We start from the raw sequence: 14380 nt of genomic DNA, 5'->3' as shown, positions 1-14380 counted from the left end.
GGGTCTAGGCGTTTTGTGCGCAAAAAGCAAGTTTACTCTGTGTAAACATTGGTTGGCGTGTTTCAGAAACCGTTACGAAGTTTGCCGTAACGCGCCGGTTGTTCCTTGCGGAGTTCTTTGTTTTCCCAAGGTATTTGGCGTTATTTCATGCTGTAATTCTTTGTGACAGGTATGAGGTTATTACAGGCGTGGTTGTGGTTGCTTTATGGTGTGTCTCGCAGTGTTTTCATCACCATCATCAACGTCTGCCATATCTCCCTGCGGGCGGTGGGGGAGGCCCGAAGCTGGAGTGGGTGCCGCATGACCAGCACAGGCAGGGTTGGACCATTGGGTAGGGTCAGCGTCCCCCAGTCCCGCTTGGGGAGCGTGGCGTCCTTGCCCAGCAGCATGGTGGCGGGCAGGCGGCCGCATAGCAGCACACGGCGGGGCGCGAACAAGGTAATCGCGCGTTGGAGAAACGGCAGGCAGATGCGTTGTTCCGCCTCGGACGGGGGGCGGCCACCGGGCGGGCGCCACGGGAGCGCGGTGCTCAGGGCCAGTTGGCCGCGTTCCAGCGGGAGCGGGGCCAGTAGCGTGTCTAGCAGAGTGCCGCACAGACCGGCAAAGACTTGCCCGCTCCGGTCCTCATCCGCATCCGGGGCGTCACCTATGAGCATGAGCGGTGCGTTGAACGGGCCGGACGGCGCCAGAGTGTGCATGGCGGTGCCACGCAGCGAGCATGTGTCAAACTGCTCCATGGCGCTGCGCAGGGCGTCCGGGGTGGTGGCCTGTGCCGCAACCTGCTGGGCAAGGGCCACGGACTCGCTCAGGCTGGCAATGCCGCCTTCCACCAGTGGGGGCGGGGTGGGCCGCTGGACGGCAGGAGGGGTGGCGGGTGCTGGGGAGTGTTGTAAAGGAGCGGTTGCGGGCTGTGGCTGCCCGGTGCGTCTGCCCTGCTCACGCACAGGCGGAAGCCGGAATGCCCCTGCCTCCGCCAGACGGTGGTCCGTGGCGTTGTCGGTAACGGCGGTATCCACGCCCCATTCAGTATAGAGGCGGAGCAGGGAGAGGGCGTCTTGCATTATCCCGACCGTATCACAAGCAGGGGGTGGAGCAGAATATGGCGCGGATGGTTTGGCGGTTTGGCATGAGCGCGGTAGAGAAAAGCCAGCCGTTCATGTCGTTCCTCTCCGCTATGCTGGCAGGTGTGGGGCGGCTGCCGCGGCAACCCGGTGCTGCCGCCTCAGCTTGAATAGGGTTCTTATGCTGTTTTGTCGCCTTATGCCTACGGTTTTCCTGTTGTCCGCCACAATGCTGGTGGCGCCCGCCCTTGCCTCCGTACCCGAGCCTGCTCACGTTCTGCACCATAAAGATGGTCCGGTTGACCAGACCGCCAAAGGGCGTGTCGATTCGGAAGCCTTCCTGCGTGGCATCGTAGCCGTGCGTCTGGGGGATGATCTGGAGGCCGCGCAGGCCTTCCGCACCGCATTGCAGGCAGACCCGGCAAACATGGACCTGTTGCGGCAGGCCTTTGTGCGGAACGTTATGGCGGGGGACCCGCAGGCAGTGGAACTGGCGCGGCTGGTGGACAAAACCCCCGAGGACCGCAGCGTTATCTCAGCACTGGTTCTGGGGAATGACGCCGCAACCCGTGGCGCATGGCCCGATGCGGTGCAGTATTACCACCGCGCGGGGGCCGACCCCATGGCCCATCTGATCATGCCTTTGCTGTTGGCGTGGTGCCAGCAGGCGCAGGGTCATGCAGATGTGGCAATAGACAGTCTGCTGCACGCCCAAAGCTCCGTGCTTATGCCGTTTAATGCCCTGCACGCCGCCATTATTGCGCAGGTTTCTGGCCTGTCCGATAAAGCTGGCGCTCTGTTTGAGCAGGCGCAGAAGAGTATGCCGGGTTATGACATGCTGCTAACCCGCTCCTATGCAGCATGGTTGTGGAACCACGGGCAGCAGGACAAAGCGCGCACCATTATTCGTAAACTGGTGGAAACAGACTCCATTCTGGGGCTGGCTGGTCCAGCGTTGCAGGCCAATATCAGCCATTACCCTGTTACATCCGCGCGGGAGGGCATTGCCCGCGCTTATGTGCTGACGGCTTTTTTGCTGCGTCAGCAAGCCCACGAGCAGGCACAGCAGGGTGGAGGGGCCGAAGGCGCGGCCCTGAACCTTTACCAGTTTAATGAGGCTGCCCGCCTGATGCTGGGCTTTGCCCTGTCCATGGACCCTACACTGGTTGATGCCCGCCTGATGCTGGCTGAAATTCAGGACGATGAGCAGCATTTTGACGCTGCGCGGGAAACACTGGTGCGTGTACCTCCGCAGGACCCGCTGGCCATTGTAGCAACATTGCGTTTGGCCGTGCTGGAAACCACCAACGACCACCCGGCAGACGCCATTCCCCTGTTGCAGCATCTGGCCCAGCAGGCGCCGGGGCAAATTGTTATTGAACGTGCACTGGGCAATGCGCTGAGCCAGACAAAAGACTGGAACGGCGCCATAGCGGCCTATACCCGTGCGATTGATCTGGCCAATGCGCAGAAGACGCCGGACTGGACGCTCCTGTTCCTGCGCGGCATGGCCTACCACGAGGCGGGGGACTGGGAACACGCCAAGAGCGACACCCGCGCCGCGCTGGCTTACGCGCCGGATGAGCCGCTCCTTCTCAACTTTTTGGGTTACGGCATGGTCGAACAGCATGAAGACCTGAAGGAAGCCGAAAAACTCTTACGCAAGGCTCATGAGCTGGACGGGCAGGATGCCGCCATAACAGACAGTCTGGGCTGGGTGCGTGTGGAGCAGGGCGATTTGGCCGGTGGTATTCCCCTGCTGGAAAAAGCAGCCGAGCAGACGCCAGAGGACCCGGAGGTGAATTATCATCTGGGTGAGGCCTACTGGCGTGTGGGCCGCAAGGCCGAGGCGGTGGACCAGTGGAATGTTGCGCTTGGCCTGCACCCAAGCCCCGCGGATGAAGCTCTTATTCGCACTGCGTTACAGAAAGCGGGTGTAACCCCAACACCCCAGACAACCGGGCAGGCCGCGCCTGCTCAACCCGCTCAGGAACAAGGAAAACATACGCCGTGACTGTTGCAGCATTGGACGTTTCCACCTTTGCATTCACAGAGGCCGCGCCCGCCAAGGTCAATCTGTACCTGCATGTCACAGGTCGGCGGGCAGATGGGTACCACCTGCTGGATAGTCTAGTGGTGTTTGCTGGCGCGGGAGACGTGCTGCACTACCAGCCCGGCCCCACTCCTCTGCAACTGGAGATTACGGGGCGGTTCGGCCGTGCGCTGGATTCCTCGGCCGCCGGGGCGGATAATCTTGTGCTCAAAGCCGCACGGGCCTTGCAGGAACTGTGCGGCACGCAGGCGCATGTGCAGGGTGGCCGGCTGGTGCTGGAAAAAAGCTGCCTGTGGCGTCTGGCATTGGTGGTGGCTCGGCCGATGCCGCAGCCGCCCTGCGTCTGCTTGACCGGGCATGGAACGTGCAGGCCAGCCGGGCGGACCTGCTTAAAGTGGCAGAAACACTGGGTGCAGATGTGCCGGTCTGCCTGTTAAGCCAGACCACCCGTATGGAAGGTATTGGTGAAAACCTGACTCCGGCCCCCCACCTGCCGGAATGCGGCATGGTGTTGGTGAACTGCGGGCAGGCTGTGTCCACGCCGGAAGTGTTTCGCCGCCGGGAGGGTGATTTTCTGCCGCGTGCCACCATGCCCGATGGCTGGTCCAGCCTTGCGGATGTGGTGACGTTTTTGAAACAGCAGGGCAATAGTCTGGAAGAGCCAGCCTGTGTGGTATGCCCCCCAGTGGGCCATGTGCTGGCCGATATTGCCGGGCAGGATGGATGCGTGCTGGCCCGGATGAGTGGGTCTGGCGCAACGTGTTTTGGCATCTTTGCCACACCGCAGGCCGCACGGCAGGCGGCCGACAGGCTGGAAGACGCGCACCCGGCATGGTGGGTGTGGGGTGGCGGGCTGGTTTAACCAGCCCATAGGGTTAATTTATCGTCAACGCGTATTATCTATAAAAATTCATTAACTAATTTTTATAATTCGGTCATTATGCCTTCACCTTCATGTGTATTTCTCAAAAGGGGAGGTGTCGGGGTATGGCGCATTACGTCAACACAAACGGTGTCACTTACCAGATCACGGACCATCAGGGGTTTCTGGGTGTGCGGGATGGGTACCATGTGGCCATCACGGCCCCCGATGGCGCACGGATTTATGATGGTGTCATTCATCCGGCCATTTTTGGGGCGTGCACAAATGGAAACGTGTTGCTGGACGAACAGGGTGGCCCTTGTGTTGTTCCCGCTCCGGCAGGGGGCACTTACATTGTGCCGCCGGGGGTACAGGCAACATTTGGCATAGGCCCGGCCACAGGGCACGTGCCGTCGGGTAGCGCATTTTATATTGGGGGCAATGCCGTGTTGGGTGTTGCGCTGGGCGTACCCGCTGGCCTGTGCGTACATGTTGTGGGGGGCTGCGCCATGTTTGCGCCAGCGGAACCTGATGCAACGCTGAATGGTGTGGTGCTGGATATTGCCTATGGCGGCGTGTTTACCTGCGGCACGGGTGCGGCCGATGTGCTGTGTGGCGCCACGGTGCGCTTTGGGGCCGGGGGTGGCACGCTGGTCGTCAACGCGGACCACAGGGTGTTTGACCTGTCTGGTACCGCGATTTTGGATTACAACCCCGAACAGACCATGATTGAGGTCCGCCACGCCAGCCAGCCTGTTGCGGCGTACCATATTACGGCCAGCGGCTCCTGCCGGACGATTGTGCTGCATGGGGCGGACAACGCGGAAGTTGGGCGGTTTACGGTGGAACTGGCCCACGACGCAGTGCTGGCGGCGGGGGAATACCGGGTGGCGGATACCCTGCACCCGCTCCGTGTCGCAGAGGATAGAACACAGGCCCGCACAAAAGCCTGCTTTATTGAGGGCACACATCTGAACATTGGCCGGAGCGAGGTCATGTTGGACACACTCCAGACCGGCAGTCTTGTGGATGTGTGGACTCAGGGAGGAACAACCACACAACGCCTTTTGTGGGTTGAGCGTGGGCATGTGCAGGTCCGGCCCGCGTTGCCGGAGGAAGAGGCAGGTTACCCCATCCGGGTTTTGCGGCACGCGCTGGGGCCAAACCGGCCGGAGCGGGATCTGCTGCTTACTCCCCACCATAGTGTGCTGCATGACGGGCAGTTTGTGCCCGTACGGACGCTGGTTAATGGTGGCAGTATTTTCTATGACCACAGTATTACTGCTTACAATTACACACTTGTACAAACAGAAACTCACGCAGTGCTGGTAGCCGAGGGTGTGCCAACGGAGTGTTATCTGGCGCAGGACCACAGGCAGAATCCTGTGTGGGGTGGGGATATGCTGCGCATTGGCCATGCCGCCCCGCATGTGTGGGAAAAGGAAGTGCTCCCCCAGCTTGGCGGGCAACAGGTGTTGGCAGAGGCTTTTGCCCGGTTGCAGGAGCGGAGTCCCGGTGTGCCCGGTTGCAGGCCCCGTGTGGATGCGCCCCCACTGAGCATGGACCCGGAGTTGTTTTTGGTTACGGACAAGGGGCAGCGCGTTCGGCTGCTGCGGCGGGATGGAGACAAGTTTTTTTACATGCTGCCAGCAGGGGTGGAAAAAGTTTTTCTGGCCTCACGCACCTGTAAGCCATCCGGGGTCATTGGCCCTTATGTCGATGACCGGCGTGTGCTGGGGGTATCCATTGGAGGCATAACCCTGTTTAGCGGCGGCCGCCATGTAGCGCAGACCCAGCACCTTAAGGCCGAAGGGGCTGCATGGTCCGGCTGGCATACGGTGGAGGCCGCTGGGGCTAGCCGCTGGACCTCCGGCTATGCCGAGTTGCCGCTTAAAGGCATGAAAGAGGGTCAGATGGGGCTGCTGACCATTCAGGTCCTTGCAGCCGGTCCTTATAAGGTGGATCAACCCGAGAGGGTGGAAGCGGACAAGCTGCGCGCCTGACCCTGCTGGTATGGGGGGAATAAAATGCCCCCCACATTTAAAGCGGGATCAGGACTTATGGCACTGGCGGATATGGTTAAAAACCGCGCTCAGCCCCATGGCGGCCAACGCACCAAACAGGCTGGCCCGCAGACCGGATGAGACAAAAACCGTAAACGGGCTGTTCAGCCTGCGGGCCTTGGCCTCAAACGGACCTTCGGACCCGTAAGCGCCGGGTACGGGTTCGTACAGGTCATCTGGGCTGGGGGCCGTCTGCCCCAGTCATGGCTCATCTGGGCTTTGTAACCCCGGTCGGCCAGATGGGCCTCCCGGCAGCCGGGGCCAGCAAAGCGCCACAGCGCCGCAAAGCTGTTGGCCCAGCCAATGGAAATGGAGCGGCTGGTAGTAAAGGCCGCCCGGCAGATAGCCTCCGCCGCCACTTCAGGCTCATAGACAGGACCAAAGGGTTTGAGGCGCTTGCCGGTCAGGTTGCGGGTCCAGTTGTAATGCGGGGTGTTAATGGCGGGCAGATCCACCATAACAACGCGAATATGGTCCGCATCGTGGCGCAGCTCTGTTCTCAGGCTATTGCAGAAGGCTCGCAACGCTGCGCGGGACCCATTTTCTGCCGCTTGCAGGGGCAGGTCGCGCAGGGTGGGGGCCAGATCAAGGTTGATGATAGCCCCTTGCCCTCTGCGCCGCATCACATTCAGTGCCGCCAGTGTGCCATTAACGCTGCCAAGGTAGGTTACCTGCGTTGCGCGCTGGATGTCCTGCGCGGTTAACGCGGCAACCTGCCCCACAACCGTAGCACCAGCACAGTTGGCCCAGACGGAAATGGGGCCCAGTTCTGCCTCAATATGGTCAGCGGCATCCTGCACGGCCTGCGCGTCGGTTACATCCACGCTCACAACCAGAGTGCGGATGGAGTGCTGGGCCAGGTTCTGCGCCGTGGCCTCCAGGCGTGCCTTGTCACGCCCAAGCAGAGCGACGTCAAACCCTGCGCGCCCCAGCGCACGGGCTGCCGCACGGCCAATACCCGACCCTGCTCCCGTAATGACCGCAATCTGAGTTGCCATGCCTGTTGTGCCTCCCGCGTTGGTTGTGATGGTGTGGATGCGTGGTTGAAACGATGTTTTCCTACCTGCGCGAGCAGGGGAAGGAGTGCAAGGCGCGCCAGAGCGGTCCTGCCTTGTGTGTGCAGGTGGCTCCGGCTTGGCCTTATGCTGTGTTTACAGGTAGCGCAGGGCCAGAAAACCGCCAAGCAGCAGTAAGGCAAAAGCGCCTGTAACCAATGGCAGCCGGTTTTCCAGAAATCCCTGTATGGCGGGGCCAAACCGTTTGAGCAGGCCCGCCACCAGCGCAAAGCGCAGCCCGCGTGTGACAAGGCTGGCGCAGAGGAAGGGGACAATGGCAAAGTGGGCCATGCCGCTGGCAATGGTGACAAACTTGTAGGGGATGGGTGTTAGCCCCTTGAACAGGATGATCCATACCCCCCACTGGCGGAATTTGTCCTGCAGCGCGGCCAGCGTGTGTTCGGCATGGTAAAAATGTACAATGGGCTTGGCCAGTGTATCCAGCAGGAGTGCGCCAATCAGCCAGCCCAGCAGGCCACCGGCAACGCTTGCCATGGTGCAGATGGCGGCATAACGCCATGCCTTGTCCTTTTGGGCCAGTACCATGGGGACCAGCAGCGTTTCGGGCGGGAGGGGGAAAAAGCTGGCCTCAGCAAAAGCCAGTGCCGCCAGCCATAACGGGGCATGTGGGCTGGCGGCGTGCCGCAGAACGCGGGCGTAAAGTTTGTCGAGCATTCTTGTCAGTTACAGTCGTTCTCTGCGTAGCACGTCTTCGGCTTTGCTGTGGATCAGGTCGTATTCAGCCTGTGTCAGGTTGCCCCGATGCAGCATTTCGCTCGCACGGGCAAGGGCATCGCGGGCATGGGTGGCGTCTGGTATGGGGTAACGGCGGCCGGGCAGGGCAAAGGCGCTGTCGGGCAGGGCGTTGCGTTCTTCCGTGGTCAGCTTGGACATGTGCGTATTCCTGTTCCCTCGGTTAAAGGTCGGAGGCACTTTCCACTTCGTCCAGTTCCGCCATGGCGGCTTCTGCACTTGTGGTTGGCACGTCGGAAACTGGCGTGCTCCGGAGTTCCGGCGCCGGAGGGCGCGGCACGGGAACAGCTGTTAGTGTTCGCGTGACATGGAAAGCAGTCAAGACGGCAAATGAGCCAAACAGCACCGCGCCTATAGCTTGGCCCACCTGTACCCCCTGCGGGCCAAAGCGCGCGCACAGCAGAACAAACGGAATGGTTCCCAGCGTCGCCCGCCCCCAGTTAAAGGCGGTGGAGTAAAGTGGAAAGCCAAGGTTGTTGAATGCGGCATTGGCCACAAACAACATGCCCACAAACAGATAGCTGCCAATGGTCCATGTGCAGAACAGGTGCAGGAGGGCCGCGGCGTTACCCTGTGCATTATACATGGCAATAATCAGATTCTGTGCAAAATAGAGGGCGCCCCATGTTAGCCCCACACTCAGCACGACCAGCTTAAGGGCGGCCACCAGTGTTTCACGCACACGGTCGGGGCGGCCTGCGCCCAGATTCTGGCCCATAATGGGGCCAACAGAACCCGTTAAGGCAAACACGAGCGAGAACAGAACCGGCACCATACGCTCAATGGAGGCCTGCCCGGCCACGGCTTCCAGCCCAAAGCCGGACATGGCCCGTGTGACGTAAACGCCCCCGGCAGGCGTTGCCAGATTGGTCAGTATGGCGGGGAGCGATATGCCAGCAACCCGGCGGGTGTCGGGCACAATGCGGTGCAGGCAGGGGCGGGCAAGCATACTGTGCCGCAAAGCCCCACGCAGCCCGGCCCCAGCCACAACCAGACGGGACAGGATGGAACTGATGGCCGCCCCCATAAGCCCCTCATGCAGGCCAAAAATAAACAGCGGGTCCAGCACGGCGGCCACCATGGCCCCCATAAGGGTAATGTGCATGGAGCCTTTGGCATCCCCCACAACCCGCATAAGGGCGGAGCAGCCCATGCCCACGCAAATCAGGGGCAGCGCCACGCTCAGGGTGCGCAAATAGGCTGTGGCCTCGGTCAGGGTTTGCCCCTGTGCGCCAAACAGACTGAGTATGGGAGTGGCGGCCAGTGCCGTGGCAAGGCCCAGAATCCCGGTTACACCGGCCATGACAATCATGGCGGAGGAGGCAAGGCACCGGGCCTCCTCGTGCCTGCCTGCCCCGATCTCGCGCGCTGTGGCCGCACTTATGCCAATGGTCAGCCCGATGGAAATGGCAATCTGTAGGCCAATAACAGCACTGGCAAAGCCTATGGCGGCGGTCATGGCCGTGTTGTTGAGGTGGCTGATATAGATCATGTTGAGCATATCAACCGCAAACACGGCCATAAGCCCAATGGCCCCGGTTCCGGCCATAACCAGCACATGCCGCATGATGCTGCCTGTTGTAAAACAGGCTTTGGGGCGGCTACCGGGCGAAGAGGGCCGGATCATGCTGGCTCCGTTGGGGCTGGCTTCCTGCGTAGGGGTACGCGTGGACGGACTGTTAAGGTGGGGCAGTATGTCATGTCCTTGCGGCGCTGCGAATAACCTGTGCGTGGATTAAACCGCATGGCAAGGCTGATTTTTGGGGCAGTCCGCGCCGGAGGAGGCGATATTTGCGCGTAAGGGGCGGGGGATGCGTTATGCTGTGTACTGCGACCTGCTATGCGTACCGCGTATGGAGTGCCCACCTGCGCCCTGTGCCGTGCAAGGTGGCGCTTTACCGGTGAATTATCGCGGTGCAGGGCTGGTCTGGCCATGCCCCAGCCATGTTGCCAGGGCGGAAAACACATAATACCCTGCTGTTTTGTGCCAGATGCTGGGGGTAAAACCGTAAGGTCGCCCCATAAATGGTAAGACGCTGCGACCAAGCGGTATAGGCATGGGCCGTGCTTGGTCGTAACGCTCCCCCTTAGAGAAAGCGGCAGGTTTGCGCAAGTAATGGATAGGCCATATGCGGGGGATGCGCGGCTTTTAAGACACGCTAACCCGCCATATGCCCCCGCAGGCCCGAAGGATGGATGACAATAGGGCGTGTGGTTGCTAAACCCCCCTCGCTGCAGCCTTCCTTCCTAATTCGTGTAACAGCTGAGGCCGGGAACCGTCCTTGTCATGAAAATCGTCGCCTGTAACAGCAACCTGCCACTGGCCCAGGCCGTTGCCGCAGAGCTGAACCTGCCCCTGTGTAACGTAACCGTGCGCCGCTTTGCGGACATGGAAGTGTTTGTTGAAATTCATGAAAACGTGCGTGGTGAGGATGTCTTTGTCATCCAGAGCACCTGCACGCCCACGAATGACAACCTGATGGAACTGCTGATCATGCTGGACGCCCTGCGTCGCGGGTCGGCCAAACGCATTACTGCGGTTATTCCGTATTTTGGGTATGCCCGTCAGGACCGCAAGTCCGGGCCACGCACCCCCATTAGCGCTAAGCTGGTTGCCAACCTTCTGGTAGAAGCCGGGGCAAGCCGTGTGCTGACACTGGACCTGCACGCCATGCAGATTCAGGGCTTCTTCGATATTCCGGTTGATAACCTGTACGCTGCTCCGCTGTTTGTGCGCGATATTCATGCACAGTATGGGGACCGTGACCTGATGATTGTCTCCCCCGATGTGGGTGGGGTTGTGCGTGCGCGCCAGTTGGCCCAGCGCCTGAACACAGATCTGGCCATTATTGACAAGCGGCGTGAACGCGCTGGTGTGTCCGAGGTCATGAACGTGATCGGGGATGTTAAGGGACGCCACTGCCTGCTGGTGGACGATATTGTGGATAGTGGCGGCTCGCTGTGCAACGCGGCCCGCGCCATTGCCGAACAGGGTGCGGCCTCCGTTGGGGCGTATGTGACCCACGGTGTGCTGACCGGGCAGGCTGTTCCCCGTATTGCCGATTCTCCGATTGAAATGCTGACCCTGACGGACAGCATCAAGGCAACGGAAGCCGTTACGGCAGCGTCCAATATCCGCCAGATCACCATTTCCGGTCTGCTGGCCCGCGCCATGCGTGCCGTGGCGGACGAAAGCTCCGTGTCCTCCCTGTTTGACTGAGGTGTCATGAGCCAGCTTCTCCCCCGCCCTTACTGGTATCTGCGTCACGGTCAGACGGACTGGAACCGGGCTGGTCTTTCGCAAGGGCGCACAGATGTGCCCTTGAACGAGACCGGTATTGAACAGGCGGTGGAGGCTGGTCGGCTGATTGAACAGGCCGTGCGTGCGGCAGGGCAGGGGAGTAGCATTACCCGTATTGTCTGCTCGCCTCTGGAGCGCGCCCATAAGACCGCATCCATTGTGCGGGACGAACTGGCAGCCCACGGCCTGCCCCTTTTGCCGCTGAGTGTGGATGATGGGCTGGCCGAGGTTTGCTTTGGGGAGCAGGAAGGCCAGCCGATTGCCGACTGGTATGATGACTGGATTGCCGAGCAATACACCCCACCGGGAGCAGAGCCGTTTGCGGAGCTCAAAAGCCGGGCGGCGCAGGCAGTCAACCGGGCGACTGCGCCAGAGGGGCTGCCCCTCATTGTAGCGCATGGTGCGCTGTTCCGCGCTTTGCGTGCGGTTATGGCATTACCGGCCAATGTGCGCCTGCCCAACGCCATTCCCCTAAGTGCTGAGCATAACGGGCAGGCGGGCTGGACCCTGACCGAACTCCCCCTTTCGCGCTAAGTCCGTTTTGGGCGTGACTGGCTTGCGTGCCGAGCTGGTCTCATTCAACAAGAGTGAATGACTGACCCTTCTGGCATACAGGCTGCATCCATCCGGCGATTTTTACTCTCTCCCGCTGGTGGGGCAACGGCTCTTCTGCTGGCCTCTCTTGCCGGGCTTGTTCTGGCAAATTCGGCATGGGCGGCGGGCTATGCTGCGTTGATAACAACCCCCATGCGGCTTTCCATCCTTGGTGCTCACGGGCCGGAAACTCTGGAAGCATGGGTTTCTGATGGGTTGATGACCCTGTTTTTTCTGGTGGTCATTCTCGAAATCAAGACCGAAATCGTCTCCGGTCATCTCTCATCACTCCGGCGTATTGCCCTGCCGCTTATTGGTGCGCTGGGGGGCATGGTCGTGCCTGCGCTGCTGTACCTGCTGGTTACATACGGGCACTCCGAAGCCATGCGTGGCTGGGCCATTCCTGTTGCAACCGATGCCGCGTTTACATTGCCCATTATTCTTGCCCTTGGGCGGCATGTCTCGCCCGGTGCCAGAATCTGGCTGATGGCCCTTGCCATTTTTGATGATGTGCTGGGCATTGTGGTGATTGCCCTGTTTTACGGTAGTGCCCCGTACTGGCCTGCCATGGTGGCAGCTCTGCTGGCCTCAATCGCTCTGATTGGTGCAAACAGGGTAGGGGTGAGAACCCTAAGGGGGTATGGCCTTGGCTGCGCTTTGCTGTGGGGCGCACTTCTGGCTTCGGGCCTGCACCCAACACTGGCTGGCATGGTCACGGGTCTGTGCCTGCCCGCCACGACACATGGAAAGGATGCCGCACAGGCCAGCCCCCTCGCACGGGCCTCAGCAGCCTTGTCCCCTTTTGTGACATGGGTGGTTCTGCCGCTTTTTGGTTTTATGAATGTGGGTGTCTCGCTGGCAGGGGTTCATGCAGGCATGATGCTGGAGGCTGTTCCGCTGGGGATTATGGCCGGGTTGGTTATTGGTAAACCTGCGGGCGTTTTTGGTGCGACAGTTTTGTGCACCAGACTGAAGATCACCACATTGCCAGCCCAAACACCCATGTCCATGCTGTTTGGTCTCTCGCTACTCTGCGGTATCGGTTTTACAATCAGCCTGTTTATTGCCAATTTGGCGTTTTCGGAAACATGGCTTGTTACATCAGCCAAGATAGGGATTTTTTCTGGGTCGGTGCTGTCCGCTATTATGGGGTGGCTATGGCTGCGTTTCCTGCATGGGCGCAACGTGCTTCCGCCACAACAGGCTGGTGTTCAGTAGCGGTAGACTATGTCCAACGGCCTGTGCAAGCAGGCACGGTGTGGGGGCAAAACCGTGTGGCCACCACACACCGTGTGCAGTCCGCCAACGCCCTCATACCCGCGTTCTGGGGGGCTGAGAAAAGAGTGACGGGTCATGCAAGGCGCGGAGTCTGACGCATTGCGGCAGCATCCGGCGGATCATTTTCATGGTAGCCAGATCAGACAGACCCGTCTGTTCGGAAAACCAGTCCAGTTCTTCCTGCAAAAAGAACCCGCGCACTTCTTCTTCCGTTGCGGGTGCGCTGTTGGGCGCGCTCTGCCAACGGCGGATTGTGTCGGTCATGCCCATGGCCTGTGCACGTTTTTCCAGCTTACTGGGCTGGTCTGGCCGTGGCACTGGGCCAAGCACTTCGTTCAGGGCGGTTAACAGGCCGGACCTGTCCAACGTCGCCCCGGTGATGAAGTCCCCAACATGCGTGATGGCATTGGTGACGGAGTGAAGGAATGTCATTGGAAGCCCCCTGTCGTTGAAAAGGAGATACAGGTGCAACGGGCCGCAGGGTGGCAGAGTTGCGGGCACGAACATTAAAAATAAAACACATCTGGCCCTTCTGTGTGGGCAGCCTTGTGCGGGTGGCTCTGGCAAAGGTTTTGGCTGCTCCCTACATTAATGGGCATTACGCTGCTGGTTCCGTTGGGGAGCAGGGCGCAAGAGAAGGAAATACCATGTCTGATCTGATCGTTCTGGGCTTTGACCATATTGATGACGCCACCAAGGTGCTGACGGAATGCCGCGCACTCCAGAAGGAATATCTGCTGGATCTGGAAGACGCCGTTGTGGTCACGCGGGATGCCAACGGCAAGGTGCACCTGCACCAGAGCGTGAATTTGGAAAAGGCAGGGGCATCCTGGGGGCTGTTCTCGGGCGGGTTCTGGGGTGCTGTGGTTGGGTTGCTGTGCCTTAACCCGCTGGCCGGATTTGTGATTGGTAGCGCCGTTGGCGCCGGGGCTGGGGCACTGGCAGGCAAAATGTCCGATTACGGGATTGATGACGGGTTTATTACCAAACTGAGCGACACCATTCCGCCCAACACATCCGCCCTGTTTGTGCTGGTGCGCAAGTCCCAGCCGGAAAAAGTGCTGGCCGACATGCAGCAGTTCAAGGGCCACGCCCGCATTCTTCAGACGTCCCTCTCCCCCGAGGCGGAAACAAAGCTCAAAGCCGCATTGGGCGATACGTCCACCGCTGCGCAGCCAACGGCCTGAACAGCCGTTACAGGTGGTTATGAAGGGGCTGGCAGGCATAGGTCTGCCAGCCCTTTTTTGTGCCCCGTTGGGAGCACCGCGTAGAGCTGGAGCAGACTTTATGCGGCGGAGCGTTGTGTACGGTGGTGGGGCATAGTAGGGCCTCGGTGGCTTTTACTCCTTTTTTGTGTCGG

At 60.4% G+C, this 14380-nt stretch carries 12 protein-coding genes and 2 pseudogenes; 8 read left to right on the top strand and 6 right to left on the bottom strand.

The annotated features are described in order from the left end of the window. Positions 1–203 precede the first annotated feature (203 nt). On the bottom strand, positions 204–1061 hold the full coding sequence (locus AGA_RS11845) for a uracil-DNA glycosylase (RefSeq protein ID WP_194299244.1): 858 nt from the start codon (positions 1059–1061) through the stop codon (positions 204–206). A gap of 38 nt (positions 1062–1099) precedes the next feature. Between AGA_RS11845 and AGA_RS14345 the strand changes: the two genes are divergently transcribed. From AGA_RS14345 to AGA_RS11830, 4 genes and pseudogenes are all read left to right on the top strand, one after another. Beyond that, positions 1100–1231 carry a hypothetical protein gene (locus AGA_RS14345; RefSeq protein ID WP_264811874.1) on the top strand — a complete coding sequence of 44 codons (132 nt, stop codon included), beginning with the start codon at positions 1100–1102 and terminating at the stop codon, positions 1229–1231. Positions 1232–1260: 29 nt separating this feature from the next. Continuing rightward, the gene (locus AGA_RS11840) at positions 1261–3075 is read left to right on the top strand and encodes a tetratricopeptide repeat protein (protein WP_231945823.1); all 1815 of its coding nucleotides are present in this window, start codon (positions 1261–1263) and stop codon (positions 3073–3075) included. Continuing rightward, positions 3072–3976 (top strand): annotated as a pseudogene (locus AGA_RS11835) (4-(cytidine 5'-diphospho)-2-C-methyl-D-erythritol kinase). The gene AGA_RS11840 and the pseudogene AGA_RS11835 overlap by 4 nt, the downstream one beginning before the upstream one ends. Before the next feature lie 125 nt (positions 3977–4101). Further along, on the top strand, positions 4102–5979 hold the full coding sequence (locus AGA_RS11830) for a Hint domain-containing protein (RefSeq protein ID WP_059024461.1): 1878 nt from the start codon (positions 4102–4104) through the stop codon (positions 5977–5979). A 48-nt stretch (positions 5980–6027) separates the two neighbouring features. Here the strand turns inward: AGA_RS11830 and AGA_RS11825 are convergent. From AGA_RS11825 to AGA_RS11810, 4 genes and pseudogenes are all read right to left on the bottom strand, one after another. Beyond that, positions 6028–7037, bottom strand: a pseudogene (locus AGA_RS11825) (SDR family oxidoreductase). A 153-nt stretch (positions 7038–7190) separates the two neighbouring features. Then, positions 7191–7769: a YqaA family protein gene (locus tag AGA_RS11820; RefSeq protein WP_059024460.1), complete on the bottom strand. Its 579-nt coding sequence runs from the start codon at positions 7767–7769 to the stop codon at positions 7191–7193. Between the two features lie 9 nt (positions 7770–7778). Next, the gene (locus AGA_RS11815) at positions 7779–7988 is read right to left on the bottom strand and encodes a hypothetical protein (RefSeq protein ID WP_059024459.1); all 210 of its coding nucleotides are present in this window, start codon (positions 7986–7988) and stop codon (positions 7779–7781) included. A 22-nt stretch (positions 7989–8010) separates the two neighbouring features. Next, positions 8011–9474: an MATE family efflux transporter gene (locus tag AGA_RS11810; RefSeq protein ID WP_059024458.1), complete on the bottom strand. Its 1464-nt coding sequence runs from the start codon at positions 9472–9474 to the stop codon at positions 8011–8013. A gap of 660 nt (positions 9475–10134) precedes the next feature. Here AGA_RS11810 and AGA_RS11805 point away from each other — a divergent pair. From AGA_RS11805 to nhaA, 3 genes are read left to right on the top strand one after another with little or no spacing between them, the layout of a single operon-like run. Beyond that, positions 10135–11067, top strand: coding sequence for a ribose-phosphate pyrophosphokinase (locus AGA_RS11805; protein ID WP_059024457.1), 933 nt, complete (start codon positions 10135–10137; stop codon positions 11065–11067). A 6-nt stretch (positions 11068–11073) separates the two neighbouring features. Further along, positions 11074–11682, top strand: a complete 609-nt coding sequence (locus AGA_RS11800) for a histidine phosphatase family protein (protein WP_059024456.1) — start codon at positions 11074–11076, stop codon at positions 11680–11682. 57 nt (positions 11683–11739) lie between these two features. Next, positions 11740–12960, top strand: a complete 1221-nt coding sequence (gene nhaA / locus AGA_RS11795; RefSeq protein ID WP_059024455.1) for a Na+/H+ antiporter NhaA — start codon at positions 11740–11742, stop codon at positions 12958–12960. Between the two features lie 93 nt (positions 12961–13053). On the opposite strand, the gene AGA_RS11790 is transcribed toward nhaA, so the two are convergent. Then, complete coding sequence (locus tag AGA_RS11790) at positions 13054–13452, bottom strand: hypothetical protein (RefSeq protein ID WP_059024454.1); 399 nt, start codon at positions 13450–13452, stop codon at positions 13054–13056. Positions 13453–13667: 215 nt separating this feature from the next. Here AGA_RS11790 and AGA_RS11785 point away from each other — a divergent pair, with 215 nt between their 5' ends. Beyond that, positions 13668–14207: a DUF1269 domain-containing protein gene (locus tag AGA_RS11785; protein WP_059024860.1), complete on the top strand. Its 540-nt coding sequence runs from the start codon at positions 13668–13670 to the stop codon at positions 14205–14207. Positions 14208–14380 lie beyond the last annotated feature (173 nt).

This window comes from Acetobacter ghanensis, from assembly GCF_001499675.1.
Lineage (GTDB): Bacteria > Pseudomonadota > Alphaproteobacteria > Acetobacterales > Acetobacteraceae > Acetobacter > Acetobacter ghanensis.
The sequence above is the reverse complement of the archived record's forward strand: the minus strand, read 5'-3'. Positions and strand labels throughout refer to the sequence as shown.